Source organism: Desulfogranum japonicum DSM 18378, from assembly GCF_000429945.1.
Classification (GTDB): domain Bacteria; phylum Desulfobacterota; class Desulfobulbia; order Desulfobulbales; family Desulfobulbaceae; genus Desulfogranum; species Desulfogranum japonicum.
In genome coordinates, this window is the sequence record NZ_AUCV01000004.1 from 86,749 (window position 1) to 111,964 (window position 25,216).

General features: G+C 47.2%; 20 protein-coding genes. 7 read left to right on the forward strand and 13 right to left on the reverse strand.

The window, feature by feature from the left end; all coding sequences use genetic code 11:
- Nucleotides 1-175 precede the first annotated feature (175 nt).
- Genes G493_RS0104905 through ptsP form a run of 3 tightly spaced genes read right to left on the reverse strand, consistent with a single transcriptional unit; the run spans nt 176 to nt 5,373 of the window.
- On the reverse strand, nt 176-1,924 hold the full coding sequence (locus tag G493_RS0104905; RefSeq protein WP_028579483.1) for a PTS fructose-like transporter subunit IIB: 1,749 nt from the start codon (nt 1,922-1,924) through the stop codon (nt 176-178).
- Nucleotides 1,917-2,885, reverse strand: coding sequence for a 1-phosphofructokinase (gene pfkB, locus G493_RS0104910; protein WP_028579484.1), 969 nt, complete (start codon nt 2,883-2,885; stop codon nt 1,917-1,919). The genes G493_RS0104905 and pfkB overlap by 8 nt, the downstream gene beginning before the upstream one ends.
- A 16-nt stretch (nt 2,886-2,901) precedes the next feature.
- A complete protein-coding gene (ptsP, locus tag G493_RS0104915) occupies nt 2,902-5,373 on the reverse strand; it encodes a phosphoenolpyruvate--protein phosphotransferase (RefSeq protein ID WP_028579485.1) in 2,472 nt (823 codons plus the stop codon).
- Between the two features lie 283 nt (nt 5,374-5,656).
- Between ptsP and G493_RS0104920 the strand changes: the two genes are divergently transcribed.
- Nucleotides 5,657-6,652 carry a LacI family DNA-binding transcriptional regulator gene (locus G493_RS0104920; RefSeq protein ID WP_051309036.1) on the forward strand — a complete coding sequence of 332 codons (996 nt, stop codon included), beginning with the start codon at nt 5,657-5,659 and terminating at the stop codon, nt 6,650-6,652.
- Nucleotides 6,653-6,851: 199 nt separating this feature from the next.
- Here G493_RS0104920 and G493_RS27835 read toward each other — a convergent pair whose 3' ends face one another.
- Together G493_RS27835 and G493_RS0104930 are read right to left on the reverse strand one after the other, a co-directional pair.
- A complete protein-coding gene (locus G493_RS27835; protein WP_084813427.1) occupies nt 6,852-7,934 on the reverse strand; it encodes an AI-2E family transporter in 1,083 nt (360 codons plus the stop codon).
- Nucleotides 7,935-8,080: 146 nt separating this feature from the next.
- Nucleotides 8,081-8,950 (reverse strand): DMT family transporter, encoded by an 870-nt coding sequence (locus tag G493_RS0104930; protein ID WP_028579487.1) that lies wholly within the window; start codon nt 8,948-8,950, stop codon nt 8,081-8,083.
- Between the two features lie 176 nt (nt 8,951-9,126).
- Here G493_RS0104930 and G493_RS0104935 point away from each other — a divergent pair, with 176 nt between their 5' ends.
- Entirely contained in the window at nt 9,127-9,618 is a 492-nt protein-coding gene (locus tag G493_RS0104935) for a hypothetical protein (protein ID WP_028579488.1), read from the forward strand.
- A 236-nt stretch (nt 9,619-9,854) separates the two neighbouring features.
- Here G493_RS0104935 and G493_RS0104945 read toward each other — a convergent pair whose 3' ends face one another.
- From G493_RS0104945 to G493_RS0104970, 5 genes are all read right to left on the reverse strand, one after another.
- Complete coding sequence (locus G493_RS0104945; RefSeq protein WP_028579489.1) at nt 9,855-11,006, reverse strand: cytochrome d ubiquinol oxidase subunit II; 1,152 nt, start codon at nt 11,004-11,006, stop codon at nt 9,855-9,857.
- A gap of 1 nt (nt 11,007) precedes the next feature.
- Complete coding sequence (locus G493_RS0104950) at nt 11,008-12,543, reverse strand: cytochrome ubiquinol oxidase subunit I (RefSeq protein ID WP_028579490.1); 1,536 nt, start codon at nt 12,541-12,543, stop codon at nt 11,008-11,010.
- Between the two features lie 11 nt (nt 12,544-12,554).
- Nucleotides 12,555-12,809, reverse strand: a complete 255-nt coding sequence (locus G493_RS0104955; protein ID WP_051309016.1) for a DUF4492 domain-containing protein — start codon at nt 12,807-12,809, stop codon at nt 12,555-12,557.
- Nucleotides 12,810-12,815: 6 nt separating this feature from the next.
- Nucleotides 12,816-13,304, reverse strand: coding sequence for an RrF2 family transcriptional regulator (locus G493_RS27840; RefSeq protein ID WP_051309017.1), 489 nt, complete (start codon nt 13,302-13,304; stop codon nt 12,816-12,818).
- A gap of 418 nt (nt 13,305-13,722) precedes the next feature.
- Nucleotides 13,723-14,469: a hypothetical protein gene (locus tag G493_RS0104970; RefSeq protein ID WP_028579493.1), complete on the reverse strand. Its 747-nt coding sequence runs from the start codon at nt 14,467-14,469 to the stop codon at nt 13,723-13,725.
- 407 nt (nt 14,470-14,876) lie between these two features.
- Here G493_RS0104970 and G493_RS0104975 point away from each other — a divergent pair, with 407 nt between their 5' ends.
- From G493_RS0104975 to nhaA, 3 genes are all read left to right on the forward strand, one after another.
- Complete coding sequence (locus tag G493_RS0104975) at nt 14,877-15,083, forward strand: hypothetical protein (protein WP_028579494.1); 207 nt, start codon at nt 14,877-14,879, stop codon at nt 15,081-15,083.
- Nucleotides 15,084-15,262: 179 nt separating this feature from the next.
- Complete coding sequence (locus G493_RS0104980) at nt 15,263-16,093, forward strand: amino acid kinase family protein (protein ID WP_028579495.1); 831 nt, start codon at nt 15,263-15,265, stop codon at nt 16,091-16,093.
- Nucleotides 16,094-16,393: 300 nt separating this feature from the next.
- Nucleotides 16,394-17,719, forward strand: a complete 1,326-nt coding sequence (nhaA, locus tag G493_RS0104985) for a Na+/H+ antiporter NhaA (protein ID WP_051309018.1) — start codon at nt 16,394-16,396, stop codon at nt 17,717-17,719.
- A gap of 123 nt (nt 17,720-17,842) precedes the next feature.
- Here the strand turns inward: nhaA and G493_RS0104990 are convergent, their stop codons facing one another.
- Together G493_RS0104990 and amrS are read right to left on the reverse strand one after the other, a co-directional pair.
- A complete protein-coding gene (locus G493_RS0104990) occupies nt 17,843-18,406 on the reverse strand; it encodes a DUF882 domain-containing protein (protein WP_028579497.1) in 564 nt (187 codons plus the stop codon).
- Between the two features lie 138 nt (nt 18,407-18,544).
- Nucleotides 18,545-19,552 (reverse strand): AmmeMemoRadiSam system radical SAM enzyme, encoded by a 1,008-nt coding sequence (gene amrS / locus G493_RS0104995; protein WP_028579498.1) that lies wholly within the window; start codon nt 19,550-19,552, stop codon nt 18,545-18,547.
- Between the two features lie 590 nt (nt 19,553-20,142).
- Here amrS and G493_RS27845 point away from each other — a divergent pair.
- Entirely contained in the window at nt 20,143-20,622 is a 480-nt protein-coding gene (locus G493_RS27845; protein ID WP_035273654.1) for a putative molybdenum carrier protein, read from the forward strand.
- A 4-nt stretch (nt 20,623-20,626) separates the two neighbouring features.
- Nucleotides 20,627-21,964: a M48 family metalloprotease gene (locus G493_RS0105005; RefSeq protein WP_028579499.1), complete on the forward strand. Its 1,338-nt coding sequence runs from the start codon at nt 20,627-20,629 to the stop codon at nt 21,962-21,964.
- 175 nt (nt 21,965-22,139) lie between these two features.
- Here the strand turns inward: G493_RS0105005 and G493_RS31810 are convergent, their stop codons facing one another.
- On the reverse strand, nt 22,140-24,980 hold the full coding sequence (locus G493_RS31810; protein WP_051309019.1) for a PAS domain-containing hybrid sensor histidine kinase/response regulator: 2,841 nt from the start codon (nt 24,978-24,980) through the stop codon (nt 22,140-22,142).
- Between the last annotated feature and the right edge of the window lie 236 nt (nt 24,981-25,216).

Consider the following 25,216-nt stretch of genomic DNA (forward strand, 5'->3'; position numbering starts at 1 on the left):
CCCTGCGCTTTCTGCAACCTGCAGTTAAACCGGAGAAGCCGATTCCATGCAGCCGGCCATGGCTAACTGCAACTGATCAATATTGTTGAAGTTACCTGCAGGTTCCGTGTCATTTTCAACCATTGCCTTGGCATGCCATTAGACAGATATTGTCAATAATGTTTTCCTCAACCGATTATGCGTTCTTGATCGGTTTCTTCAAAATGAACAACATTACGGTCGTCGCTACCGTACCTGCTGCAATAGCGATGACATAACTCAGTAAATGGGATACAGCTTTTGGGATAAAGAGAACAAATATACCGCCATGGGGAACCATCAGGTTCACGTTGAAGACCATTGACATGCCACCGGCAATTGCTGAACCAACCATGATGGCGGGGATGACCCGGAACGGATCACGGGCAGCATAAGGAATTGCTCCCTCGGTGATAAACGAAATACCGAGAACGTATGCTGCTTTACTCGCCTCGTGCTCATCATCTGTGAACCGGCTTTTAAAAAGGGTTGCCGCCAGGGCGAGACCAAGCGGAGGAGTCATACCGGCGGCCATAACAGCCGCCATAGGCCCATATATCTGGCTTGAGAGCAGACCTACTGAAAAGGCATATGCCGCCTTGTTAACCGGTCCCCCCATATCGAAGGCCATCATGCCGCCAAGAATAAGGCCAAGTGTCAACGCGCTACCCTGCTGCAACCCCTTAAGCCAGGTCTCCAGGCTTGTAAGGGCCACTTTCATCGGGGGGCCGATCAGATATATCATGAGCAGGCCGACTATAAGCGTCGACAGTACCGGCAGAATGAGAACCGGTTTGAGACCTTGCAGGTTGTCCGGCAACCGGATCTTATCATTTAAGAATTGCGTGAGGTAACCGGCAATAAAACCGGCCAGAATACCGCCCAGGAAACCAGAGCCTACGGTGGTTGCTAAAAGACCGCCGACCAACCCAGGAGTGATACCCGGACGATCTGCTATGGAATAGGCGATAAAGCCAGCCAGGACAGGAACAAAAAGCTTGAAAGCGGTTGCACCGCCAATCTGCATGAGGGCCCAGCCAAGAGTCCCTTCTGCATCACCGGCATAGATACCTCCAAAGGCAAAGGCCAGAGCGATGAGAATACCACCGGCCACAACCATAGGCAGCATATAGGAGACACCTGTCATAAGGTGTTTATAAGGCCCTGTGCGACTTGCAGAGCGTTCTTTCTTAAGCGCCGAAACCTGATCCGCCAATCCCTGGGAAACAGGCTTGGGAGCATTAATGGCTGCCTGAATCGCTGCCGTTCCATTGTGCAGCACAGCTTTGGTAGTCGTTTCATACATCGGTTTGCCTGCAAAACGACTGGTATCCACATAGGCGTCAGCTGCAATTACTACGGCGTCAGCCCGTGCAATTTCTTCTTCGGTAATGACATTCTTGGCACCGACTGAACCTTGGGTCTCTATCTTTACTTCATGTCCCATTCCTTCTGCGGCTTTTCGAAGTGCCTCAGCCGCTATGAAGGTGTGGGCGATGCCGGTGGGACAGGAAGTCACACCTATAATGAATTTCTTCTCTGAGGTTGAGGTAATGGATGTTCTTTCCTCAGCAGCCTCTGCTCCTCCTTCAAGGGACTCTTGAGCTTCAGCCAGTGCCGCCTCGATTACCGACCTGGTTTTCCTGATGGCATCACTTGTAGTCACCGCATGCATTGGCTTACCGGCAAAACGGGCAGGGTCGACGTGAATATCAGAGGCGATGAGGACAACATCTGCAGTGCTGATGTCTTCAGGAGCAAGGGGAGTTTTCACCCCCTCCGAGCCTTGTGTTTCAACGCTTATCTCATGCCCCATATCAACTGCAACTTTCCGTAGGGCTTCTGCGGCCATGATGGTGTGGGCTATTCCTGTAGGACAGGCTGTCACTGCTACTATTTTACTCATTTGCTCCTCCACTGATTGTTACATTGTCTATATCGACCTGCTGTTCAAGCAACCGGGCTTCTCCTATGGATTTCAGTCCAGGGCCGGCCTGTGTCACTACAGCCGCAGAAATGGCTGTTGCCATTTTCGCTCGTTCCCGTAATGAGAGGTTCAGCATCATTCCCGCAGCCATACTGCCAACCAAAGCATCACCGGCTCCCACAGTACTCACCACATCAATTGATGGCGGGGTTGTGTAATACGCTTCTTCTTTTTCAACAAAAAGTGCACCACGCTCACCAAGGGATACGACAACAGTTTCAACACCGCTCCGAATCAATTTTTCGGCCTCTGTAAAAATCTCTCTTTCACTTCGTACCGTACGACCAAGATATTCGGATAATTCATCAATATTGGGTTTGATAAATGTGGGTTTTGCTTCGATGGCGCTCGTGAGGGCTTCGCCACTTGTATCGACAAATACCCTGCTCCCGCACTCCTTGATCATAGTCACCAGTTTCCCGACAACCCCTGCTTCAACCCCCGGGGGAAGGCTACCCGCTATAATGACGGCGGCAGTATCCTGGAGTTGTTTTCTTATAACGTCGATGAGGGCTTCTACGTGTTCCTGTTCCGGAGACAGGCCAGGAAAGTTCAGGTCTGTGGTTGAATGCGATTTCGGATCCAGTATCTTGATACCGATTCTTGTGGAGCCAGGGATTCGAACGAAAAGATCCTCTATTCGCTCGTTTCTGAACAGTGTTTCAAAAATTTCCTGGTTGTCACTGCCCAGGAAACCGGTTGCGGCAACCTGCAGATCGAATTTGCGGAGAAGTGCCGCAATATTTACCCCCTTTCCGCCCGCATCGTGTTGATAATCTATAACCCTGTTAACCTGCCCCAGAGTCAATCCCGGAACCGTGCAGGCCAGGTCAATTGCCGGATTTAAAGTAATTGTCAGGAGTTTTGATATCGTTTTCATAGTGTTTGGTGCTCCTCTACAATGTATTCAACCGCCTGACTTGTTTTACATCCTTACAGGCAAGTGCCTTTTCGGCTTTTACTTTCGCTGTCTCTAGGCTAATTGAACGAATGTGCGCTTTAATGGCCGCAATACTGGGGATCACCATGCTCAACTCTTTTACCCCAAGTCCGGTAAGAATTTCCGCACCGAGGGGATCGGCCGCCAGGCCTCCACAGACCCCCACCCAGATACCAGCCTTCTCAGCAGCTTTGACAACTGTATTGATCATCCTCAATACGGAAGGATGGAGGCTGTCGGCCTGGCCAGCCAGTGTCGGGTGCAGCCTGTCAATGGCCATGACATATTGAGTGAGATCATTGGTGCCTACGGAAAAAAAATCCACCTCTTCAGCAAAGATATCTGCCATGAGTGCTACAGACGGCACTTCGACCATGATGCCGATATCCACAGGCTCTGCCCCTACTTCTATCCTTGCTTTTTCCGCCATGCGCTTTGCGGCAGTCAAATCTTCGAGAGTGGTGATCATGGGGAACATAATCCGCAAAGGGCCATATTGTGAGGCTCTGTAAATCGCCCGCAACTGTGACAGAAAGAGTTCAGGTCGGTTGAGGCAGAGGCGAATTCCCCTTTCACCGAGAAACGGATTGTCTTCTGCCGGAAGGTCAAGGTAAGAGACTTCCTTATCTCCGCCGATATCAAGCGTTCTGACAATCATCGGTAAACCGTTCAGGCTTTCGATCATTGTTTTGTAGTGGGCATATTGCTCGTCTTCATCCGGCGGGGTTTCCCGTCCGAGGAACAGGAATTCCGTCCGTAGCAGGCCGATACCTTCAGAGCCAGCGTTCACAGCCTGTTCGGCTTCCTCTGCCTTGCCGATATTAGCCACGATTTCCATTCTGTGACTGTCAGTGGTAATTGCAGGAAGAAAACGATCCTCAAACTCCCTGTTACGAAGCTCATCGAGAACTTTACGGGCCAGAGCAGCAGCCCCCTTGTCTTCCGCACTTGGGTCAAGATACAGATTCCCGGCATCACCATCCAAAATGGCGTCAGTTCCGTCCTGGATATCAAGAACTGAAGGGCCCGCACCTACAATGGCAGGTATGCCCAACGATCGTGCGATAATTGCGGAGTGCGATGTAGGGCCGCCAGCAGATGTGCAGATTCCGAGAATTAATGCCGGATCCAGAGAGGCGGTATCAGAGGGTGTAAGATCTTCAGCTATTAAAATAATCGGCTCGGATGGAATGAAAGGTTCATCGTGGATTGAACCAGCCAGGTGTTTGAGAACTCTACGGCCAATATCACGAAGATCCATTGCCCGTGCAGCCAGCAGAGGGTTGTCGTGTAACTCCAGTGCGTGCGCTTTGGTCTCAACAACCTGCCTCCAGGCAAAACCAGCACTCTTGCCGGTTTCTATGAGGTTTTGGACTTCAGCCCGAAGTTCAGGGTCATCTAAAAATGCTATATGTGCCAGAAAAATACCCGCCTTTGCAGCACCGGCCTTGGCACGAACCTCATCGTGCAGGTTCTTGAGGTTGACTTTGGCGGCAGCAATAGCCTGCTTGAGCGAATGAGTTTCGTACTCTGGCTCCCTGGCGTTGGCTTCAACGACAATCTGTTCATGGACGTATTGCCGTATGGTTCCTGTTGCAAGACCTGGTGAGGCGATAATCCCAGGTATGGTTTTTCCGACATGTTGCGGCCTCCAGCCATGTTCTGTCTGAGCAGCCACATCTTCTTGTTCCTCCTCTTCACCAAGTCCGGAGTCTACAGCCTTTTTCAGGTTGCTGAGAACCCTATCGGCATCCGCGCCTTTTGCATGAATGCGAATCTTCTTACCTGGCGTGACTCCCAGCTTAAGCAATGATGCCAGACTTTTCCCATTTCCCGTATTCCCGTCATATTCGACAAAAACATCAGAGGCATAATCAGTTGCAACATCAACAAAATATGTTGCAGGTCTGGCGTGGAGTCCATGGGGGTTGTTGACTACGACATCAATAGATATAAAACCTGTAAGATCCATTCTCGGTGCGCTCTTTTTGGCAGTAAAAGCCTGACCAGAGAGGGTTTGGGCAATTTCTTCCGCATCTTTTGTCTGCGAGAGTCGGGCTACTGTGTCGGGATCGTCCAGTACGTGCGTCAGGTTGGTCAGGATTGTGATGTGTTCGTCAGATTTTGCAGCAATCCCCACTACCAGAAAGACAGTTTCATTGGGGTTCCATAATACGCCCTCGGGCACCTGAAGGACTGCCACACCGGTCTTGTTTATGAGGTGCCTATGCTCAGGAAGTCCATGGGGGATAGAAATGCCATTACCAAGGAATGTGTTTGCAACACCTTCCCGCCCTTTCATACTTTCGATATATCCTGGGTCTATATTGCCATTTTGAACCAGAATATTGCCGACCATCTCGATCGCTTCTTTCTTTCCCGCGACATTGACACCAAGAACTATTGACTCGCTATTTAGATTCAGCATGGTTGCACCTCCTGTAGTGTTGTTCACAATTAAATTGTAACCGATTACAACAAAAAATCAATTTTTTTTTTGAAACTAAAAAATAACACGCAATTTCAGACTTATATTATTGCAAACGATTTCTCAAGAAGATAGCTCTTCCAGCAATGGGCTTTTTACGACTTTCCTATGTTTAAACGACAAATTATCAAGTAATGGCAGGGTGTTGGAGATATAAGTTGCCTCGTTTTCCATTGTTTGCTATCCTGTAAATGATTACAAAACAAGGTGAAATGGAATGCATATGAAAATTAAAGATATTGCTGAAGCGGCCGGGGTATCGACCGCAACGGTTTCAAGGGTTCTGAACGGAAAGCAACATGTACGACCAGAGGTGCAGAAGAAGGTGCTCGAGATCGTAAAACAGATGAACTATAGCCCGAACAGGGCTGCCCAAAGCTTACGCTCAAGGCAATCAAGCATGATAGGACTCGTGGTCGCCGATATTCAAAATCCTTTCTTTGCTTCTGTTTGTAGAGCTGTGGAAGATGTTTCACAGGCTCATAATTATAGTATCATACTCTGCAACACTGATGAAAATCCCGAAAAAGAGCAAATGTATCTGGAGCTGTTGCAGAATGAAAATGCAGCCGGGATCATTCTTTCACCAACAAAGCGCTTGGCAAAGCACTTTCCTCAAGAACTGGCAAACCAAACCCCTATGGTTTTGATTGACAGAAAGGTGGAGGGAGTTGATGTTGACAGTGTTCTCATCGACAACTTTAGTGCTGCAAAAACACTCACGACCCACTTGTTGGGAAATGGACTTAAGCGCATTGCCGGATTATTCGGTTCTCCCAGTATTACGGGTGAAGAACGGCTGCTCGGATACCAGGCAGCATTTCAAGAATCAGGAATAAAAATAGATCCAGACTTGATTATTGAATTGCCAGCTAAGATGGAGAATGCACATGAAGCAGTCACAAAGCTACTGGAAAGCGAATCACCACCTGAAGCCATAATGACAAGCAGTGGTCTGTTGGCGAACGGTGCCTTTCGGGCAATTCGTGATAAAGAGATTGAAATCCCAGGTACATTGGCATTTGCCACGTTTGATGAGTCACCCTGGACATCAATGACCAGGCCTGCTATCACCGTTATTGAGCAGCCGACGTATGATATCGGCATGACTGCCGGGGAAATGTTGATCAAGAGAATTAGAGAACAGAGCCGCCCAACAAGGCAGGTTGTTCTCTCAAGCAGGTTAATTATCAGGCAATCGTGCGGCAGCAGTCAATGATCATATCAGATAACTATTCTCCCGCCACCGGCTGAACTTCTGGCAGATCACTATCCACAAATTGCGCAGGGTATCGGCTCATTTTCCTGACGGTTATAATGGTTTCATGTTGGCCGTATTGCTCTATTAAAGCAGCCATGACATGGGTAAGTTGAAAGACCAGCCATATTGGGTGATGTTTTTTTCGCAGCCCTCACACCTATTCTTCTGAGTTTTCCTCTCCCTCCCCCCTCTTTTTGAGAAAATATGGGGGGCCAACTGACTTATGGGATTTAAGGGAAGCGGCCGCCTCTGCATTAGACCCCAGAAGTAAGGCGAGATGCCGGGTTTTTTCACTGCTGCCGAGACCGATACGTAAAGTCATGGTCAGAGGCACTGAAAGCAGCATACCCATCGGCCCCAAAACCCAACCCCAGAATGCCATGGCCAGAAAGACAACCAGTGCAGACAAGCCAACTCTGGAGCCCATGAGACGGGGCTCAAGCAGGTTACTGATGCCAATATTGATGATAAAATAGATGACAGCCGTGGTGATGGCCTCGCCCAGTCCAAACTGCACCAGAGCCAGAAAAATCGGGGGAATGGCGGCAATGATTGAGCCAATAGTGGGGATAAAATTCAAGACAAAGGCAGTCGTTCCCCAGAGAATCGCATAATCCACACCAATACAGACAAGGGTGAACCAGGCACAAACACCGGTGAGCAGACTGGTCAGCGTCTTTAACCCCAGGTACCTGTTGACGCCCCTGATCACTTCCTCGTATTTTTCCACAGGTGATTCGCTGCCTCTGGCCATGGCGCGCAATTTAGTTGGGATTCCGGCAGCTTCAAAAAGGATAAACACAAAAGTCAGCAGGATCATCATGGTATTTTTCAACATGGCAAGCAAACTGTTGACCAAATTACCTACCAGAGCGAACACCCGGTTTGGATTGATCTGTTCCATGATGGCAGCATCGGTGATATGTACGCCCTTCCCCTGCAACCAGACAACCCCTTCATGCACCAGCTGCTGCATCCGCTCCTGATATTGGGGCAAAGCACGGGTGAATTCAGCCAGAGAAGTCCCTACCATGGTCGTAATCCCAACCTGCAGAGCAATGACAACCACCATGACCAGGGTAATAGCCAACCAGACCGGCACCTTTTTGGAACGCATCCAATACACAGGTGGTGAAAAGATGATGGCCATGAAAATAGCAAGCAGGAAGGGTATAAGCAATGGTTTTGCCGACACCATTCCTGCAACAATAACGACAAAAGCAGCCAGATTTATAAGCATGGGATCTTGCGGGAAAGGCTTTCATTGAAAGGGCAAGGAACGCAACAGCCCCAGTTGCCCCGAATTTTTACGATGTTGTAATGATGAACAGAGACACAATTTTCAGATACATTTTTTTAATGCACCAAATACGTATTCACGGGTTTCTACTTCTCCTGACCGGGCCAGAGTTGAGATATTATCATGCCGACAAGCATGAGCACGCATCCTGTGAATGCTCGCAGCGACAGGTATTCCTCCAGAAAAAGCCACCCACCAAGGGCGGCAAATGCAGACTCCAGGCTGAGCAGAACGGCAGCATGGGAAGGATGGGCCTTTTTCTGCACAACGACCTGTAAGGTGTAACCTGTACCAACAGATATCACCCCACCATAAAATATAGGTAGCCACGCACCTATTATATGCACCAGGGAAATGTTTTCCAGCACAAATCCTACTCCCAGGCTCAAACTTCCGCAGACAAAAAACTGATACATAGCAAGCCTGATAACATTGGTTCTCGGCGAAAGATATGCAAGAACCAATACATGGCAGGCCCAGAATATGGCGCCAATCACTTCGAGCACATCACCATAGGCAATCTGCCAGTTCTCCTGAATGCTGAGCAGGTACAGACCGATAACAGCCAAAATCGCACCAAACCAGGTTCCTGAAGTTGTTCGCTGCCTGAAAATCAGCCCGATAACTGGAACCAGCACAACGTATAACCCAGTGATAAAACCAGCTTTTCCTGCAGTGGTAAATTGCAGCCCAACCTGCTGCAGTGTAGCGCCGGCAAAAAGAACCAGACCTGCAACAGAGCCTGCCATCAGGGGTGCTATTTTTTTATAACCAAGTATACTGTAGGTGCTGCTGCCCTGTTTGAACAAAGAGAGAGGAATGAGGCAACAACCACCGAGAATGAATCGAACTCCGTTAAAAGTGTATGGCCCCACATATTCGAGCCCCGCTCTTTGGGCAACAAATCCAAACCCCCAGATAGCTGCAACCAAAAGAAGAAGCAAATCTGTCTTCATATGATAACGAGAATTTCCCATTGCGTTGTAGTTGACTAATTTTCCGATCAAGTTATGATAACGTTACCCTAAAATGCATGCTAAGGGTCAGGTAACCCGCTGCCTTTAAAAAAGTAGAAGAAAATAGCCCGTTTTACCGCCCTGTGCTGTAGAAAAATAGATTGAGGAGTAATTTTATGTTTCGTATCAGTATCCTTGTTACCCTGCTCATGACACCAATATTTTTTTCAGCCTGTAGTTTCAGCACGAAAAACAACTATGCAGGTATTCACTATCCTCCTACTGAAAACATCCAGACGGTCTTTCAATATACCCAGGCTCCTGATCAATGCAGGGTTTTTGCTGAAGTACTGGTGACGATCCCTCCGGAAACAACGGGAGATACAATGGCGAACCTGATAAAAAATGAGGCCCGTTCAAAAGGAGCGGACGTCCTTCTGGTAGGACAAACCAGGCAATCAAAGGACGATGATGATCTTGAATTTCTTTATCTCGGCCCGAAAAGGGAATACAATTGCAAAGAAGAATGGGTTGGCTGGAAATCCGGTTTCTCCAAGTGGGAGGACCAGGGAGAGTGGGTCAATATCGGCTACAACGAGTGGGGCAAATCATCCATCCGGTATGCAGAGCCCCTCATCATGCAAATAGCAATGTTACGCTGCCACTAACCTGTATACTTTGTTCACGTTGTTTCTGCAAATGCACGCAATAAAAAGCCGCCTCTTCATGTGGGAAGAGGCGGCTGTCAACAAGGCTCAATCCACCAGAATTACAACAGGTCCAGCTTTTTCAGGTAGCGTACAGCAATAAAATAGGAAAGCACGAGCACTGCCACCCAGCCACCAAGTAAGATTATCATCATAATCGTATCTCCTTTACCAAATGTATTTGCTCAAGTACCTGCTTAATATGCAGCCTTGTCGGTTGTATCTTCTATCTTCATTTTGCCCCTGTCCATGGCCCACCACACATAAGCAATATAGGCAAGCACAAAAGGTATGGCAATGGCCACGTATGTCATAACCGTTAAAGTATAATGACTTGAAGAGGCATTATAAATGGTTAGACTGGACTGCAGATCAACTTTAGAAGGATAAAAGGCTGTATTGTTATATGCAGGAAGAAGAAGAACTGTCAGCCCAACCAGAACAGTACCAAGCCCACCAAACCAGATGCCTGCAGTGGATTGGGATTTGGCTGTACGGAATACACCCAAAACCAACAGGACCAGACCTGCAGCCAGCAATCCGATCAGCCATGGATTGGCCAACAGGTTGGACAGGTATTTAAAAGGTACAAGTGCAATGGTTCCCTGCTCATCAACGATACCGTATCCCGTCATCAGCAGCAGGTGAACCAGCACCCAGAGACAGAATGGCAGGGAGATAATAAAATTATTCCAGCAGGCGTAGCGAAGACGTTTTTCCATTTCCGGGACAGCAATCAGGTCAATGTTATTGACCAAATACATCGCGCCCAAAGTTCTGGCGTTGAAAACCAGAAAAAGCCCCAGACAGATATTAAATACACTTGACAGTGAGGGCTCAAGGGCGGCATCAAAACCACGCAGTGAAGTGGTCCAGGTCACGAAATTAAAACTGCTGAGTTCAAAATTGCTCCCTGTAAAAAATGTACCAACCGCAGCACCAATCAAGAGTATACCGATTGAACCGTTAATAAAAAGAAACAGTTCATAGCTCCACGAGCTCAGGATATTCATGGGTTTTTTACGGTACTCATAGCTGACGGCCTGGATGATGAACGTGAACAGAATCGCGATCCACACCCAGTATGCCCCGCCAAAAGAAGTTGAATAAAATTTTGGGAAAGAGGCAAACAGAGCTCCGCCAAACAGCACCAGGGTGGTAAAGGTCAATTCCCACTTCCTGCCCAGGGAATTGATAACCAGGTCCTTTTCATTATCAGTTTTAGCAACCTGCCAGAGCAGCGTCTGTCCTCCCTGAACAAAATTCATAAAAAGGAAGAGTGCGCCAACCACGGAACAAAGCAACCACCAGAGATGCTGCAGGGTTATGTAATCAAGATTTTCAATCATTTTAGTTCTCCTCAGGACCAATGCTGATCTGTTTTGCCATGATGCTGATTTCAGCCAACAACAACACGGTAAAAATGCCCAGGAACATCCAGAAGGTCGTCTGGACGGTTCCAGCTGTCAGGTTCGTCCGTGCTACTGTCACAGGCAACAGCCCCTGAATAGCCCATGGCTGACGACCTACCTCGGCAACAATCCAGCCAGCCTGGGAAGCGACCATACTTAAAATATAGAGGAGTGTTCCACCGGCAAGGAGCAATTTTTTATTCTCAAGGGTTCCTTTTATGCTGAAGAAGAAATAGGCAACAAATATCAGGATAAACAAAGTTCCCAGAGCCACCATGACGTGAAAGGCGTAAAAAGACAGGGCAACCGGTGGCACGGCCTCTTCCGGGGTCTGCAGATACCCGTATCCCAGATACTCTTTGTATTTGTTGAAAGAATTCAGGTGAGCTTCAGCGGTCAGGGCATCTCCTTCTTTTTTCGCCTGCTGGTAAGACTGCAAATGGGCAAGGGCAAGTTTTCCCTCTTCCATCTTCTGCTGAGCCCCCATAATCCCCTGTTCTTCGTTGCCATAAACCAGGTCTTTCATCCCCGGTACAAATGTACCCCAGGAACGGTTAGCCATTAAGGTCAGCAAGCCAGGTATTTTCAGCTCGAAATCAAAGGCAGGCTCATCATTATCCACCCGTTTGTCCATATTGACCAACCCGGCTGCAACCAAACCGGCATTGGTTTCACCTTCCCACAGGCCTTCAAACGCTGCCAGTTTCATTGGCTGCGCTTTTGCTATCTGGTAGGCTGATTCATCACCATTGAACATGACAAAAACAGAGGCGACCAGTCCCAATGCAGATGCCACGATTATGGAGCGTTTTGCCATAATTACGTGGCGATTTCTCAACAGATACCAGGAACTGATGGACAGGATAAACAAGGCTGCCACCATCATGGAAGAAGACGTGGTATGAACAAACTTAGCAATCGCATACGGAGACAGGGCCACATCGCTGAAACTCTGCATCTCAAAACGGGCTGTATCAGGGTTAAATTCCTGTCCTACAGGGTACTGCATCCAGGCATTGGCTACCAGAATCCAGACTGCGGACAGATTTGAACCTACTGCGACCATCCAGGTGGCAAAGAGGTGAAATCCTTTGGACACCCTGTTCCACCCAAAAAACATCACGGCAAAAAAGGTGGCTTCCAGGAAAAAAGCCACAATGCCCTCGATGGCCAGGGGCGCTCCGAAAATGTCGCCGACCATCCAGGAATAATTGGACCAGTTGGTTCCAAACTCAAATTCCATAATGATGCCTGTTGCCACACCTATGGCAAAGTTGACACCAAAGAGTTTCATCCAGAACTTTGTCAACCGCTTCCATTCCTCACTGCCTGTTTTAACGTAAATAGTATGATAAAAGGCAATGATCCAGGTAATGCCCAGTGTCAATGGCACAAAGAGCCAATGATAGGCAGCGGTCAGAGCAAACTGCGCCCTGGCCCAGTTGACCATGGTCAGGTCAAAGTTCTCAATCATAACTGCACTCCTTATTTGCTTAAAGTGGTTGATTGGACAGGTCTGGTTAATTCCCCCAGAACATGGTCCGCCCGTTGTTCATCTGTTGAAAATTGTGTTGCCAGAAAATCAGGAAAGAAAAACAGTTTCAACACCCCAAAGAATATAAATAACTTAATAAAAATTATTTTCCACAATGTTTTACCCAGGGTCATGTTTCTGAACCCATCCCGATAAAATCGATAGACCCGTACAAAAGGATTATTGTTCGCAATCATCTGTTCCATATGTGTTTAGTGGAGATCTATTGTTGGCTGGGCAGAGACAGATGCAACCTCTGTCTGTAAATTAGCAGGACGACACTCCCTTGTCATACAGGACTCGTCTCGAACCAGGTCTGCAAAAGTTACCTCTCGAAGAGTACTGCGCAATTGATCTCTTGCAGAAAGCCAGACCCGGTGGACCGCACAACTGTAACTCACAGTACAGCTGGATGGACGGGCGACACAATCATTGAGATAGATTTCTCCGATAATTGTTTCCACTATCTCCAACAGCGTGATGTCGCTGGGGGGTTTTAAAAGGATAAAACCACCCTTGGCTCCTTGACGAATCTCGATAAAACCTGACTTCGCCAACTCCTGGGCTATTTTAGCAAGAAAATGTGCAGGTATCTCCGCTTGTTCGGCAATTTCTTGGCGACTGGTTAAAATACCTTTCCCTCTTTTTGATAGATACACCATGCATCTGATGGCGTATTCGGCAGCTCTAGTTAAACGCATACATTCCCGAATAAGATATATAAGATCAATAAAGTCTTATATCTTCAAATGACGCAACCTGTCAATGGTAAATACACAAAAAAGCAGGTAAAAATCTCAGGAATGCAAACTCTACTCTTTAAAAATCAACCTGTCCCAGATGAAATAGAAAATTCTATTTGAACCGGATATCGCTAAAAATACAGTGGAACTGTTCACAGGATGCCTGATTTTTATGCCGGTGCCTGTCCATACGTGAGGATTTTCAATCAAGGGCAGGGAGGCAAAGACTCCCAAAAGACCGTTTATAAACAGACACTCGCCAGGAGGGTATGAGCACTTATGAAGAAAAATGGATGGTACAGCAACATGAAGGTCATTGAGAAGTAGATTCCGAAGTCCACTTACACAGAGGACCTCCATGGCCTCGGTATTCCAATTAAAACTGTTTCACCTCCTGCTTGGTCAACGTGGTCCATGAAACGGCAACGCCATTGTTCAGTGGTTTGACAGGTAGAACCTCTTGATGATCAAACAACACGGTTTTTAGTTTCTCTTCGGCCAACAGGACCATTTCCGAACCGGTGACTCTATTTCCTCCGGCATCCACAAGGGTCGGGATAGAGAGTCGGGCACAAATATCTGCTGCTGAAGCCACGGTTCCTTTTGAGCCGGCAGTCTTCCAGCCACGACAGCGGCCGTCATTTCCTTGCAACTTCAAGCCAATGGCTGCAAGAGCACCAATTACGCCATCTCCACTGCCACCATGCTCTGAAAGATGCAGCCCCAGTTCTTCGGCAAGGGAGTAGGCAAGACTTTTACTGAGCACCTCCCGTTTAGCCTGCAGACCGTACCTTATCAACGGCTCCTTTTGCAGGTTGCCATTATCCTCAACAATGCAGAGGCCCGGGTCTGATCCACTTGCAGATTCTGCCTGTAAGAAAGCCATCAGCCGCTCAGACAGCTTTTGTTTATCCCTTGCATCAACAGTTACCGCACAACACATACCACTGTTATGGGATGTATATGGTATCTGCTCATGTACAAAGAGCTGGTGCCTGGAGATTGGAGAATACTCCAGTATCAATTTTTCCTCAGCAAACCTGCGGACCATCTGTTCCATAAGCTGACCGGAACCTGCGCTTTCGGCATTATCCGTATCATCTATACTGACCAACAACCTCATTGTAACACCTTCCTGAATCCATGGCGGCTCAGAGCCAATTATTTCTGTGACAACCCTCTATGCAGTGGACACAACCAGGCGAATTTGCGCCTCCCTCAGAGACCATCCTCAACGGGCGTAAACATATCCAAACAATGTGCCGATTCACACTCCACGTATAAACATTCACTTGTGCAGAATATGACAGGCTTGTGACTTAACCCTCTGTAAAACCGTCTGTCAACAAGGATGTCACCATGCAGTTGATATGGGTAAAAATACCACGAACCTGCAGCCTTCCGGGTAATTTTACCCCTCTCCTTCCATTTGGTTAATTTCTCCCCTGATGACCTTGCGTTTCAACATTTCTAGCCATACAATATACCTTAGGTTATCTTTACTATCCCATATTCAGAGGAGGAGCCCCCATGGCAGGAAAAATCTTTTACCGTGAGCGTATCAAGTCCAAAAAAGGAGCAAAAAGCCCACGATTCAGAATCATTGCTGTCTGTGATGCAGATATAAAAATCTTTGGCAATCATTTCCGTAAAAAAGAACTTGAACATCTTGCCAGGGCCGCAGGAGCTGACTTAATTGAACTGGAACGGGATAAAAAAGAAGAAAAGATGGAGTAGCCAACCTACGGTTTTACAAAAGCTTGCAATTCAACGTTCCTGGCTTACAGGAACGTTGGCTCGGAACTTCTTCAGTTACCTTTCCACAACCTGGGAACCTGAAGAAGAACACTATAGTGATTATGGCGCTCCATAATCACTAAAAATCTTCCACCGCCAAATACAAGAAAGGAGATCACATGGCACTGGTTCGCGAAAAAGCGAGTAAACGGCTGCATGTTGAAAGCACACTGATGGGTGAAAGTCTGGTAAGCAACGAATTTATAGGCTCTCTGGATATCGCTCCGCAGGAACGGCTCTACCCGGATGTCAAACTCATGAAAATCGGAGGCCAGTCCATCTGTGATCGAGGTTCACAAGCACTGCCAGGAATACTCAAGGAAATAGTCCGCAATCGAAGCGACCATAAAATGGTCATCACCACCGGTGGCGGGACCAGGAGTCGTCACATTTACACCATTGGCCTTGAGATGGGCATGCCAACAGGGGTTATAGCCAAGTTCGGCAGTATGGTTTCCGAACAGAATGCCCTGATGATTGCGACTTTGCTTTCGCCCTGGGGCGGAATACAAATGTCCCACTCCGACATAGTCAAACTTCCCACATATTTTGCCGAAAATATCATTCCGGTAATGCACGGCATGCCACCATACGACTATTTTGCCATTAAGCCAAAAGTTGGCCGCATTCCCATTCACCGTACAGATGTGGGCCTTGTCATTCTTGCAGACCTGATCGGCTCCAAGACCATCTTATTTATTAAGGATGAAAAGGGCCTTTATACAGATGATCCGAAAAAAAATCCCAAAGCTGAGTTTATTCCAGAAATAGGAGCAAAAGATCTGTTAGATCAAAATCAGGACGACATGGTCATAGAACGTCCCTGTCTTGAAATCATGCAGAATAGCGAAGTAATTGAAAAAGTGCAGATAATCAATGGCATGGTGGAAGGAAACATTACCAAGGCACTTAACGGTGAACACGTGGGTACCATCATTTATAGACAATAAGAGAACTCCACGCATGCCTGAAGCATGACCTGGCCATGCGTTTCTTATTTACAGATGCTTCACACACCTTTGCGGTCTCAGATATACCTGTCTGATCGAGACGTCCTGCGGATGCAACAAATCACACGATACCGGAGCAACGAACATACTATTCGCTGCTCCGGTCTTTATCTTGGCAGCTCTTCCTGCTAAAAAAATCAAACAGAAACTTGTCCGCACGCTCTAACAACGCTATATATTACGGGTGATTGAGTTCGATTGCTTTGTACCGGTTCAACATCCAATTGCCATGGAGGGAAGATGCCACAAAAAATCAACCCGTCTGTACCTCTTTTTGAACGCTTTCTTCACTCTCAAAGTGCTGGTTCCCTGGCGCTTTTACTGGCTACTATCAGCGCAGTATTCTGGGCAAATTCGCCATGGGCTGAAATATATGAGAGCCTGAGTCACCTGGATATAGGAACCTACATAGGGGGAAACCTGTACCACCTGACCCTGGCCCACTGGGTCAAAGACGGTCTGATGACAGTGTTCTTTTTTGTTGTAGGCCTGGAAATCAAACGAGAAATTCTCATTGGTGAGCTTTCATCCTGGCGCAAAGCCATTCTCCCTGTGATGGCGGCTTTGGGAGGAGCCATATTTCCTGCGGCTTTATATTTTTTCCTCAACCCCAATGGACAGGAAGCCGCTGGCTGGGGTATCCCCATGGCCACAGATATAGCCTTTGCCCTGGGTGTACTCGCCCTCTTCGGTAGCCGGGTTCCCACGGGCCTGAAAGTTTTTCTTACCGCCCTGGCCATTGTCGATGACCTGATGGCTGTACTGGTCATTGCAATTTTTTATACCGAACAGATAGCCATATTGCCTCTTGTTATTGTGGTATTTCTGCTCACCATCCTTGGAATTGTCATACGACGTGGAGTACGCCGACCAGGTATCCACCTGCTGCTGTTTCTCGGAATATGGCTCTGCATCTTAACCTCCGGCGTCCATGCCACAATCGCCGGGGTTCTGGTTGCCCTGCTTTATCCGGTAAAAGCAAGCATCTCCCCTGAAACATTTTATCAGGTTATCAAAGATCGCATTGCCCACCTTGAAACAACCAACCTTACCACGGCCAGTATGATTGACAACAAGCAGCAGTTACGGGCGATCAACCAGATATATCTTGCTGCAGAAGATATGATTCCAGCTGGTATTTTTTTGGAGGAAAATCTCCACAGTATTCAAGCATTTCTCATACTGCCACTCTTTGCCCTTTTCTCCGCTGGAGTTGTGATCAATATGGAGACTTTCCAGGGTTTTCCAAACTCGTTGAGTCTGGGCGTTATTTTTGGGCTTGTTCTGGGAAAACAGATTGGAATATTGAGCTTCAGCTACCTGGTGGTAAAAAGCAAACTGGCAGAACTTGCCAAAGGAACAACCTGGAGTCAAATCTGGGGAGTATCCATTCTCAGTGGAATCGGTTTCACCATGTCGATTTTTATCAGTGAACTGGCATTTACAGATGATGCCCTCATAGGGGATGCGAAAATAGCCATCTTTATCGCTTCCATCTTATCTGCGTTATGGGGTTATATTGTTCTGCACAGAAACCTGCCGGCAAAGGGTGCAGAAAGAGGATGATATACCTGAAAAAAATTCTTGCAGATTGCTAATGATCTTTTTTCAAACAAAGGGCTTCAATGAAAAAACATATCTGTAGAAATCTGTTCTCCTGCCAGCCCATCTGTGAATTATACAGGAGTATTACCAGGTGCGAAACCTGCCGGTATCAAGATGCACAAAATCCGATTTGGGATAATATCCGACACCACCTCTCTTAAAGCTGATGGCACACCTCCGCAAAGATGTCGTGGCAACACCGGGAAGGCGTACATCAATGGCTTTCCCCCTCATATGCAGGCTTTTTTTCGCCACTCCTGTAGTCCTGCTACGCAATAGTTTATTGGTTGTCGGCGATCGATAACCGGAAATAACCTCAAACCATCCTCTACGGCTGAGCCTATGCTGCACACTCCAAAGCAGATCAAGCAAGCTGGAATCAATTGTATGCACATCTCCTGTCCGAAAATCACGAAGAAAATAGTCTATTTGATTCAGGGCATCGGCATCGTATACACGGCCATACGCGTATTCAATATCGAGTCGTTGGTCGGTATGAATATGATAAAAAGAGAGGGTACGCGGCTTCAGCAATGCTGCCTCAGCCAACAATGGGGTTCCAAAAGCAAAACCGAAAGCCAGGCTACCGGTTTGAGTAAGAAATTTTCGACGAGACAGTTTTTTATCTCCAGGCGTGCTTGCCAACACAATGCTCCTTTTTTACCGTCTTGAAAAATCTGATAATGCGTAAAAATTACTTTATCTATCATTTCAATTAAGTAAAAAATATGAACACAAAAAAGTCAAGTCTGCAGCTAAAAAAAATGCTATGATTGCAATCAATTATCAGAAAATTCCTGGAATACGGAACCCGCATTTCACACACGAACCATTCTCCAACCCACTGAAATTCAAGACAAATCCACTTCTCGAGAGAACTTTTGCCCCACAGGAAGGACACTCTGTATCTTCTTTCTCTCCAGGAATATTTCCTTGATATACATATTGCAGCCCGGCACTTTTTCCGATGGCAAACGCCTTTTCCAGAGATGACAACGGAGTTCTCTGCCTGTCGGTCATCTTATAGGTCGGATAAAAGGCTGTAACATGCCAAGGAATGGCACAGTCAATGTCTGCTATGAAATTTGCAATGCCTTCCAGTTGTTGTTGGGAATCATTTATTCCAGGAATGACAAGCGTGGTGACCTCCAGCCATACACCATATTGGTGCAGCAGACGGACATTATCAAGAACAGGTTGCAGGCGGGCCTTGCATACTTTTCGATAAACCTGATCGTCAAACGCTTTTATATCAACATTTATGGCATCCATCCACGGAACCATTTTTTCCAGGGCTTCAACAGTCATATACCCATTACTGACATAAATATTTTTCAAGCCGTGCTGATGGGCAAGTTCACCGCAGTCGCGGCTGAATTCATAGAAAATTGTCGGTTCCACATATGTATAACTGATACTTTTACAGCCATGCACCTGAGCCTTGCCCACCACCTCTCCAGGGGTGGCATGTACCCCGCTGATTTCTCCATTGTGCATGTGCGGAAACTGTGAAATATGATAATTTTGACAATGCAGGCATTGAAAATTACAGCCAACAGTTGAAATGGAATAGGTGGTGCTTCCTGGCAAAAAGTGAAACAGCGGTTTTTTCTCAACAGGATCTACATTCTGTGCAACCAGCTTTCCATATACCAGACTGTAGAGTTCACCATTTCTGTTCTCACGCACTCCGCAAATGCCCCGTTTCCCCTCTTGTATGTGACACCGATGGTTACAGAGTGTACATTGTACAGCTGAATCGTTCTCCCGGACAAACATTTCTGATAGTCGCATATTTCCCCCCAAGATCTCGAATCCTCTGTCAAAAAGGATCTTGTCACAGATGTTGTATACCGGCTTTTTTACCGCATGGTTTACATGCGTGCCCCATAAACGGCCAAGAAGCAAAAGACATGTGGATGATCTCCATATTTCCATGTGGCAATATCCATAGAGTTGCAAAAAACTCTTGCATTCCGGACAGGATACCTCCACCAGGCTCAGGAATCTATATTGACCTTTCGCATACCTTTTCGTTATACTTTCCATTTATTATAAAACGTACACGTGGTGAATCAAAGAGCATTTACAGCTCATTCACTCGCGCCTGTTCACAAATGAGGATTTTTGGCAACTCCCCATAGGAGAAACGGATAAACTTGAAACTCACCTGTATGTGTAACTGGTCGCAGGGTGCCTGAAATTTTCGCAATCAGGCTGGCGCATCGTATTATTGTATTATTTCATACGTAAGCCAGGCTGATCGCAGAAAGATCAGGTTCACTGCGAGCAGTTCCCATTGTTTCAGGATTTTCTTAAGACAACAACCATGGCTGTGGCACCGCGTGATACACAGCCATGCTGCACAGGATTAGGGTACACAGGTGAAAATTATCTCAGGTGGCCAGACCGGAGCGGATCAGGCAGCTCTCGACGCAGCGATAAAATGCGGGGTCGAACATGGGGGTTGGCTTCCCAAGGGCCGGAAAACAGAAAAAGGCCCTCTACCCGGACGATATAGACTGCAGGAAATGTCCAGTGGCAACTACAGGGACCGCACAGAAAAAAACATACTTGAAAGTGACGGTACCCTGATTTGCAGCCATGGAAAACTAAGCAGGGGATCAGCACTGACAGAAGCCCTTGCCATTCGCCACAACAGGCCCTGCCTTCATATTAATTTCAACCACTATTCAGAAGCCCGGGCTGTAGACGCGATTATGGCCTGGATACTTGAAAACACCATAACGACAATCAACGTGGCAGGCCCAAGGGCAAGCGGAGATCCCCTCATTTACGAGGCTGTTTTCAATCTCATCTCAGCAGTCCTCCGGCATCTCATCCACCCTGGAAACAGAGAGTAGCATTATGAACACAACCGAGCTGGAATTTTCTCGCCGACAACTGCTTACCTTCATGGCTGCTGGCACCTGTTCAGCCCTTGCGCTACCGCTGCTGAGCGGATGCGCCAGGGATCCAGTCACCGGACAGAGCTCTTTTGTTCTTCTTTCAGAACAACAGGAAATACAACTGGACAGACAGCAATCTCCCTTTCAGTTCTCCACAGACCTTGGTCCAATACAAGACAGCGGCATCAATACATACCTGAACAGGGTTGGCCAGAACCTGGCAGCACACTCACATCGTCCACATATGCCTTTCAGTTTTCGAGGAGTCAACGCGTCCTATATAAATGCCTATGCCTTTCCAGGAGGCTCCATCGCCGCAACAAGGGGTATTCTCGTGGAACTGGACAATGAGGCCGAACTTGCGGCTCTATTTGGGCATGAGATAGGACATGTCTGTGCCCGCCACAGTGCTGAACACGCCAGTACCGGCATGCTGAGCAATATCCTCGTGGCTGGTGCCGCCATTGCCACCAATGCAGCAGGATATTCAGATGCTGCAAGCCTGGTTCAAGGGGTCGGTGGACTGGGTGCGGGAGCACTCCTGGCCAGCTACTCCAGAGACAACGAACGGGAAGCTGATGCATTGGGCATGGAATATATGACCCGATCCGGTTACAACCCTTCCGGCATGGTGGGCCTGATGCAGGTATTACTGGACAATAAAAAGCATAACCCCAATGCCATTGAGCTAATGTTTGCCACCCATCCCATGAGCGAAGAACGGTTTGCCACAGCCAGGCAGGCTGAACAGACAAAATACCGCCATATGGCGCAGGCTGCGCTTCACAGAGAAAGGTATAAAGATAGTATTGCCGCCCTGCGTGCTCAAAAAAAGATGATTCAACAGGTTCAGGAAGGTGCTAACCTGATGAATCAGAAAAAATTTCCCCAGGCGCAAGCAACGTTATCGCAGGCATTAAAAATGGCTCCAAGGGATTACGGTGCTCTGATTACCATGGCCAAATGCTGTTTTTTACAGAAAAAAATTCAAGAAGCTGAAAAATACGGTCTGCAGGCAATCCGAGTCTACCCACAGGAAGCGCAGGGACATCTGGTAACCGGTATGAGTGCGATGATGATCAAGCAATACGATAAAGCATATCATCATCTGCAAGACTATGACAAGGTACTCCCGGGAAATCCAGAAATAACCTTTTACAAAGGATATTCACTGGAGCAGATGGGAAAAAAACAGGCTGCTGCGGAAAACTATAAAAAATATCTGCAAAACGTGAACAAGGGGAAACAGGCGCAACATGCACACAACCGACTTAAATCGTGGGGATATATCAAGTAGTCCGATCAAACCTTACAGGTGCGTAACGCCTCATGGGGCAGACGGACAACTTGAAATTCTTTCATATCTGTAACTGGTAAAGGAAGTATGAGGTTTTCGCAATCAGGCTGGCGCAGCGTATTGGATCATACGTAAGCCAGGCTGATCGCGGAAAGATCAGGTGTACTGTGAGCAGTTACGCATGATCAAGGGCTGAACGTACTGCGACCGCCATCTCATGGAGATCAATGGGTTTCATCATCAGACAGTGTGCACCTGCCTCCCTAGCAACTTCATGATTCAGCTTGTCTGAATAGCCGGTACACAGGATAACCGGCACTTTCGGATGGGTTGTGTGAAGTTGTCTTGTCAATTCCACGCCTGTCATTTTGGGCATGGTATGATCAGTAATCACCAGGTCGATATTTTCTTCTCCATCATCAAACATTCCCAATACTTCGCGGGGATCACCCGAGGTACTCACTGTATACCCAAGATGCTGCAGCATCATTCCCGCTGTTTTCCGTATTTCTTTCTCGTCATCAACCACCAGAATATGCTCGTTTCCGGTTGGCAACGGCTCCTCTGAACTAAGAATCTTCCCTTCCTGGATTCCCTGAATTGCAGGCAGATAGATGATAAAGGTTGTGCCTTCACCCAGCACGGAGTCCACCAGAATATGCCCGTTGAGTTCATCCACAATCCCCTGGACCACACTAAGCCCCATCCCAGTACCTTCGCCGGGTTGTTTAGTAGTAAAAAAAGGCGTAAAAATCCGCTGCAGGGTCTCATCCTTCATACCTGTACCAGTATCCTGGATAGTAAGAGCCACGCATTCGCCGTTGGATATGCTTAATATTTTCTCGCATTCTTCTGTTGGTCTTTTTTCCAGCTTCAGGGTTAAGACTCCCCCCTTTTCACGCATGGAATGGAATGCGTTGGTAAACAGGTTCACCACAATCTGCTGCACCTGGACAGGGTCGGCAAACACCATACTGTCAGGATCAATAATCTGCTGGCGTATTTCAATGGTTGTGGGAAGTGAAGCTCTCAGGAGAGAAAGACTTTCCTCGATCACAGGAGCAACCAGAACAGCCTGTTTTTCCGTTTTTGTTTCTCTACTGAATGTTAATATCTGCTGTACAAGGTCTGCTGCCCTCTTTCCAGCCTGTCGGATTTGTTTCAGGTTATCATGCAATTCCGGATTGTCCTTGTTCTGGAGCATTGCAATATCTGTAAAACCAATAATCGCACCGAGGATATTATTAAAATCATGGGCTATGCCGCCGGCCAGAGTTCCCACGGCTTCCATTTTCTGGGAGTGCTGCATCCTGGATTCAAACTCGACCTCGTGGGTAATATCGCGTTCCACGGTCACGTAATGGGTGATAACCCCGGCCATATTACGCACAGGAGATACTGAAGAGGCTGAAACAAACACCGACCCATCTTTTCTACGGTTCATTATTCGACCCTGCCAGACAGTCCCCTGGATGAGTTCCCGCTTAAGCTGCGCATAGAGCTTAGGGTCATTGGCGTCATCCCAGAGAATCTGACTGGACTTCCCGATACTTTCCTCAACAGAATAGCCTGTTATATCGCAGAACGTTGCATTAACGTACTCTATAGTTCCGTTGGTATCGGTAATCATAACCAACTCTTTAACCTGTTCAACGGCAGTGGCCAGGCGACGTTGGACTTCAACAACTTTTCGTTCTTCTGTTATATCCTGAATCGTAACAATACAATTTTTCTGTGCCCCCAGCATAAACGGGGTGACATTAATCATCACATCCCGTTCCTGTTGTTTGCAGGTCATCAATTTGATAGAAATCAGTTTTTCTTCCCGGTCAGGGAGCAAGCCGTTAATCTCCCCGGAAATCTTCTTTAAATCTTCTTCATGAAAAAAACGAAGCAGAGATTCACCTGTTATGGCTTTGAGTGAAGCCGACTCAGTCAGGCCAAGGGCCGATCTATTGGCATAGGAGATTATATTCTTTTCATTGACCAGTAACACCCCCATGGGTGCGTGCTCAAGAAGTTGCACGAGCTGTCCCTGCATTTCCCGCTGCTTCTTCTCCTGTTGCCTCTTGAGAACAATCCAGGACAATCCCAACCCCATGAAACCGACAGCGAGCAAGGTTATGCCCGTGACCATGAGCCACTGTTTACGAAATGAGACCATGGTGCTCAAAACTTCATTTTCAGGCGAGACCATCAAAAGGGACCAATATGCTCCCCCAGGCAGGTCAACGGGAATATACATCCCAAACTGCCTTTTACGCTTCCCGGTATTTTCCTGATCAAAAAAACCATCTTCCAACTGAAAAAAGCCCTGTCCATGATGCTGCATATCAGCGCGTATTGTCTGCAGTTCACGCGAGGAATACTCTGTTATCATCTTTCCTGTGAGGTCTGACTTTCGGGCATACAGGGTTTTCCCATTTTTGCTGAATAAGATAGGCAGGGCTGATTGTTCAATTCCCAGATTTCCGACCTGCATACGCCCGATCACCTCACAGGGAACAAGGAAAGAAACGTTGCCTTCAAAGGATTCATCCCGGTAGACAGGATGAGTAAACAGAACCACAGACGTTCCATCATCCAGGGAAAACTCCTCACTGATATGGAGTATTTTTTGCGGTAATACAGCATCAAGCTGTTCCTGGGTGATAACACCTTCGCCTGCACGATAGTACCCAGGCACTGCAAACATTACCCTCCCGCGGCTATCCGTTCTGCTGACTTGGAAAATCTGTGACTGATGTATGGCGTAAAAATCCTCCAGTAGCAGTTTCCCACTTTCGTCCATCTGCACAATGGTTTCCTGGTCAGCCAGATATTCCAGGGCTGTATGATAGGTGGCAAAATATTTCTGGATACCCTCAACAGCCTTATTGAGTAATAAAGTTTGTTGCCCGTGGAAATTATCTATGGTTTTGTTGCGTACAGAGTTGTAGGGAAGATAAAATAGACCTGCCAGAGCTAATGTGGCCAGGACCGGTATTGTGACAAAAGGAAGAAAATGGCGTTGCATACTGACCCGCATAGAGAAAAGACCGTAGTTGGTTTTCCTTAACTATAGCAAAACACTGGTTGTTTCCACAAATAATTTTGCCTTTGAAATGGCTCCACAGCTCATATCCCTCATTTCAACCAGCGGAGAGCTTGTAAACAAAGAGCTTTTACAGATTTCTTTTTTCTCATGCATTCACATATGAACTCTATCTCTAAAAAAATCCTGTCTGAAACAAAGCATGCCCAAGCAGAGGA